Origin of the sequence: Corynebacterium sp. HMSC067D03 (genome assembly GCF_001811185.1) — a bacterium.
GTDB classification, from domain to species: domain Bacteria; phylum Actinomycetota; class Actinomycetes; order Mycobacteriales; family Mycobacteriaceae; genus Corynebacterium; species Corynebacterium coyleae.
In genome coordinates this window covers 5,067-10,129 of the sequence record NZ_KV803838.1, presented here as the reverse complement: position 1 = coordinate 10,129, position 5,063 = coordinate 5,067, and the positions used below count along the sequence as shown (strand labels likewise).

The window sequence follows — 5,063 nt, the reverse complement described above, 5'->3', positions numbered from 1 at the left end:
AAATGCCTAGGAACAAAACTCGGGGCACTTCACGGTGTTACTAAATCCGTAGTCCTAACAGCTATCGCGTCCCCATTCGTGGCCATGTCTCAGTCGTTTAGCAAGCAGGCGAATACGCTCTGGTACGAGATTTTCGATGTCGTCAAAGACAACTCGCTGGTGGACTACTCGGGGCCGACTCCTGCGGATAACGTGATGGAACGGCTACTTCAGGCACGCTCATAGTTATTGGCGTAGTGCGGGTACGGTGTGGGCGTAGATGACGACCACTGCAATCAAGGCGATACAGACGGCGAAGGGTGCCAGCGGGTTCCACCCGTAAAGGGCGGTCGAAGCCAGCGGGGCAATCGCGTACGCCAACCCATTATTAGCGTTGATGATGCCAGCCACTGCGCCTTGCTCATCTACACTCATCTTCAAGGTTGGGCCAGTGTTGTACCCGGGCATCGCCAGTCCCATACCTACCCCCAGCACGATACACCCGACAACCAGTAAAGCGTGCGAGGAGGTAGGCCAAATGAGCACAGTTGCAACTAGTGTAATGGCCAGACCAGTACGTAAAAGCTTCGCTGCTCCCCACCCTGTCTTTGGAGCAATCACCGCTTGGGCAATGATCATGGTCACGCCCATGATGGTCAGGTAAATCGCGGAAATACCTGCGGTCGCAGTTGCCGACAGGGCGAAGCGGTCTTGGACAGTGAATCCAAAAATCGTAGCAACAGAAGAAAACACAAGAAACATCACCAGACCAGTTGCTAGCCAGGGAGCTACACGCGGATCAGTGAAGCGAATCCGTTGAGGCTTTGCAAAAAGTTGCCCTCGGCTTTGAGGTGCGAAACTCACCAAGAGAACAACCAGACCAATCACCATCACAACGGGCATGACCACCAAGGGCAAGAGCAGGCCACCAGCAGCGGCTAACACACCTCCAGTAACACCTCCAACAATGGAGGCCATCCCTTGAGCCGCTCCAATCATGCCCAGTGCTTTTACCCGCCCGTTCTCGCTGGCAGCATGCGTGACCAGGTGGGCTTGCGCGGTCGGGGCGATCGCTGAAATCCCTCCACCATAGAGCAAACCACGAGTGATCACAACACCAAAAACTAGTCCGACACCGCCAACTACCTGGTTCATCCCCAGGTAGGAGACAATACCGAAGGCGCTCAAAGCGATGATCGCGATCACAAGCCCGGCCGCGAGTACACGTTTAGCGCCGACACGTTGGGAAGCTCGCCCCCAATAAGCACTCAAGCTCGCTAGTACAATCGCTGCCAAAGAGATAGTGGCGCCAATATGCCATTCCCGCAATCCCATCTGTCGTGACAGTGGCGCGATGATCGGATTGAGAATCATTTGCCCCATAAAGGCGAGAAAAACGATTCCCACTACCAGGTTCGCTTGCGCTCCTGGATCAATAGAGCTCTGTGTCGGCTTATTACTACGAGGGTCGGGCATCACTACACTCCATTACTAGAACACTGTTTCACTTAGGGATATTGTAGAATGGTGTTCTAGTAAGGGTCAAGTAATAAGTTAGGGTCACCTTATGAACACTGTGCCAACGGGGCGAAGGGCTGGGCTATCACGCGAGCTGATTGTCAAACAAGCTGTACAGTTAAGCGCGATCAGTGGCGTTGAGGGATGGTCAGTACGGGACATTGCCCGTGAACTGGGCGTGGTTCCCTCAGTGATTTATCATTATTTTCCAAACAAGGAAGCCATTTGTGATGCTGTTGTAGACCGGGTATGTGTCGGGATTGAAGTTCCCGACCCGGACCTTGAATGGAAAGCCTGGTTTCGAGCTATGGCTCACAATCTACGCCCCGCATTGTTAGCATATCCGGGGATTACCGACAGGTTCGCGCGGGGCAAGTTCACCGAACAGTTTTTGCCGATGATCGATGGAGCCTGGGCCAAACTACAAGAAGCTGGGTTTGGTGACAATTCGCCTGTGGCCTACACAATTATCGCGAACTCGATCATCCACACGATCGGAGCGAGAAACCTGCGCGCATCCAATCAAATCCAGCCTCGCCACAACCTGCACGAAATGCTTGTCAGGCTTGAGCCTATGATGGCTCAATCTGTTGGACTGACCAGTATTGTCAACTCTTACCTGGAGCCTCTCTCACACCCTGATGAAGAAGAAGCGATGTCCGAGGAATACTACGACCTCGTCATCGATGTGATCCTAGACGGCATCGAACACACCCTGCTGCCTTAACTCTGACCCACTTCTCAATCATCGTCTTAGTGAGCGTCCGCACAGCTGTGTACTTCAACACAGCGGATGTAGCCCAGTTGATAAGCCGGGTCAGTTCACGTTCACCCCTCGCGTTCTCATGGTCACGGAGACGGTTAAGTAGTTCTTCCTGATACGGATTATTCATGGTGTGCCCTTCATCCAGGTATGGGTAAAGGGAGCCAAGGCACACACCCTGACCCCCTTCGCTGCCTGCTACGGGCTAGCGTCTACTCGGTAGCACCCGCCGTGGTCGGCTCCACCACATCCTGTTCAGCCGTCGCCAGCACCTCCGGGCGGAACACGGAACCGCCGTACACCTGGAGGCCCGTAATCGCACGGGTGAAACGGAACGGCAGCATGGACGATTCCGCCACCTCCGTGATCTGGTAGCCGAACGCGGTAGCCATCGGGTGGCCCACAATGACACCTCACGGCCCGCCACCGTCGGCACCGTCGGCGCGGAAATGATGCGGAACCCGAGCAGGCGACCAATCTCACCGTTCAAGAGATTGCTGTTGTTCACTGCCTTGTCCAGGCGCTCGTCGTACAGCAACGCCGATTCCATCTCGGGGCCAACCATCACGAAACGGTCAGTCTTCGGAACCGAAGTGGCGTTGAGTTTCTTACGCAGCGCCACCAGCGTCTTGTACGCGTCCTTCTTCTCAATGTCGAGCGGGAGGGTGCCCACCTTGTTGGAGTTCTTCACTCCGTCCTTCATGAGCTTGCCGATGTAGGTATCGACCTGCTCGGACATGCCTTCCACTGCCTCGCTGACTGCCCCCGGCTTCACGTCCAGAGCAGACTGGACGGAAGATACCAGCGGAATCTTGAAGTTAAAGTAATCGCCCTAGTCGATCTTGAACTTGCGGTCGCCGAACTCAAGGTCTTCAACAACCACGTCTTCGGACTCGTCGTACGATTCAAAAATGTCTCGCGGACGGTGATTGAACGCACCGATCACGATATTCGTATCGATGAGGTACACCTATGCGACCTCCTGCATACGAGTAACCGCATTCTTCAGCGTCGCAGTCTTTGCAATGCCCAGTTGGCGCGAAGCTTCCTCTTGAGAAATTGCGCCATCTGCATATTCGCCGGTTACTGTGTCCAAGAACCGGCCACCCAGCCGAGACTTCAACGTGACGAAGAAGTCACCGCCTCCACTAACAATCGGAGGCGTAGGGTTCGAGGGACGTTGCCGAAGGAATTCCTGCACTTGTGGTTTGCCAAGGCGGCGCTGCCCCACAAGGGACCACAGTGTCGTATCCGCGCTTACCCGGTACGCATCGTATGCCCATTCAGTGATGTGTTTCAGATCGGGATTTCTGTCCCATTCCTGCAACAACGCATGCTGCGGCAGAAGCAGGGCAGCTGCAAACCTGTTACACCATCGCTCTACATCGTGATGATCGTTCATGGCTCCAGTGAGCCCTTCTGCAGCGAGTAGCACGTGGCCTAGCTCGTGAGCAAGGCTAAAGTACTGCCCAACTTTGTAATCACTGCCGTTGATGAAGATCAAGGGGTAAGCACCATCGAGCAGTGTGAAAGCACGAAACTCGTCGATGTCGAGTTTGCGGTGGTTGTTATTTCCAAGTACGGAGTTTCGCATCACCAAGACACCGCAGTGCTCAATTGCCTCCGCTAATTCCAGCACATTCTCTCGACCAGTAGCCGCCCTGCCTGGCTTCCATCCAGCATCGGCGAGCTGAGGAAGTAATGCACGCACGGCATCGTCCGGGTTATCACGTAATGTCCATTCGCCACCGAAGCATGGGGGCTCAATGCCTTCTGCACGAGCAAATTCGGCGTACCAACCCAAACGCCGCTCACAGGCGTAAATCGTTTCCTTCAATTCCGGGCTGAACTCGGTTACTTTCTTACTGTCTACGGTGCGGAAATCTGGAAAATCCGGTTGGTCATCCGTGGGGTCGTCGAGAAGCAAGTATCCAAACGGGATACAAGCAAGCGATGCCAAGTGCTGGGCCTGACGCAACGTCGGGGATACCTCCCCTTCCAGCCATTGCCGGACCAACCGAAAATCGCTTTTTTGGGCAAGTTCTTCAACCGTGACGCCGGTCCGCTGTAGGGCCCAACGCAACGTCGGTGCTGCAATGTCGATTCGAACAGTCATCACTCACCTCCCGCTAGTTACGTAGTTTTTACCTTAGCGGAGGAGCCCAGCAAACATCTCCGGGGAGCTACAGCTATCAAATTGATACAAACGAGTTTTCATGCCTGCGGAACTAGCCTCGCTCATGCTAGGGTTCATGTCAATCGTTCAGCCCGCCTCCGAGCCAAGCTCAGAGTGTGGGCTGGATTTCTTATTGCAATCTGGCGGATCCCTTCGTACTCCGGCGTCGCCCGCACCGTCACCGCGCTGACCTGAGTTGGTCGACGGGAAGGGGTCGATGCGAAGCTCGGCCCCACCCCCGGAGTGCACTGCTACGCCCGTCATCGACGGACCGGGAACGAACATAACAACATAAAAACGAAAGAACCCCCAGCGTTGGAAAGAGGAGCTCGGCTTCAAGGTCTGCGTTGTCTACTTCCCAGCATGCAAACTCCTCCTCATCAATGACGACAACCGGCACGCGATCGCCGTATTGGGCGGCGTTGTCGGGGTCCAGGTCGACGTCGACAAGCACTAGCTCCGTGTCACACTTCTCCACCACCGGAGCGATCTGCGCCTCCACCCGCTCGCACGAACCGCACGTGGAGCGCACCATCAGCTCGACCGTCTTCATCGCAACTCGTCTTCATCGTGCCTACGTCGCTCGCCCTTGTATGATTGCTCACGCTAACACCGCCACCGAAAGAG

The 5,063-nt window shown here is 55.2% G+C and carries 5 protein-coding genes and 2 pseudogenes; 2 read left to right on the top strand and 5 right to left on the bottom strand.

Annotated elements, in window-relative coordinates; all coding sequences use genetic code 11:
• Positions 1-225, top strand: a pseudogene (locus HMPREF2785_RS12385) (hypothetical protein); the annotation flags it as partial.
• Here the strand turns inward: HMPREF2785_RS12385 and HMPREF2785_RS08630 are convergent.
• Positions 226-1,455 carry an MFS transporter gene (locus HMPREF2785_RS08630; protein WP_070614956.1) on the bottom strand — a complete coding sequence of 410 codons (1,230 nt, stop codon included), beginning with the start codon at positions 1,453-1,455 and terminating at the stop codon, positions 226-228. It lies immediately after the preceding pseudogene.
• Between the two features lie 91 nt (positions 1,456-1,546).
• Here HMPREF2785_RS08630 and HMPREF2785_RS12105 point away from each other — a divergent pair, with 91 nt between their 5' ends.
• Positions 1,547-2,224, top strand: coding sequence for a TetR/AcrR family transcriptional regulator (locus tag HMPREF2785_RS12105; RefSeq protein WP_070614954.1), 678 nt, complete (start codon positions 1,547-1,549; stop codon positions 2,222-2,224).
• 248 nt (positions 2,225-2,472) lie between these two features.
• On the opposite strand, the gene HMPREF2785_RS08620 is transcribed toward HMPREF2785_RS12105, so the two are convergent.
• The 4 genes and pseudogenes from HMPREF2785_RS08620 to HMPREF2785_RS12220 all read right to left on the bottom strand — a co-directional run.
• Positions 2,473-2,664, bottom strand: a complete 192-nt coding sequence (locus HMPREF2785_RS08620) for a hypothetical protein (RefSeq protein WP_070495014.1) — start codon at positions 2,662-2,664, stop codon at positions 2,473-2,475.
• A 428-nt stretch (positions 2,665-3,092) separates the two neighbouring features.
• The gene (locus tag HMPREF2785_RS11855) at positions 3,093-3,230 is read right to left on the bottom strand and encodes a type II toxin-antitoxin system VapC family toxin (RefSeq protein ID WP_141750677.1); all 138 of its coding nucleotides are present in this window, start codon (positions 3,228-3,230) and stop codon (positions 3,093-3,095) included.
• Entirely contained in the window at positions 3,231-4,376 is a 1,146-nt protein-coding gene (locus tag HMPREF2785_RS08610) for an ImmA/IrrE family metallo-endopeptidase (protein ID WP_070614952.1), read from the bottom strand.
• A 385-nt stretch (positions 4,377-4,761) separates the two neighbouring features.
• A pseudogene (locus tag HMPREF2785_RS12220) lies at positions 4,762-4,989 on the bottom strand (glutaredoxin family protein); the annotation flags it as partial.
• Positions 4,990-5,063: the final 74 nt, after the last annotated feature.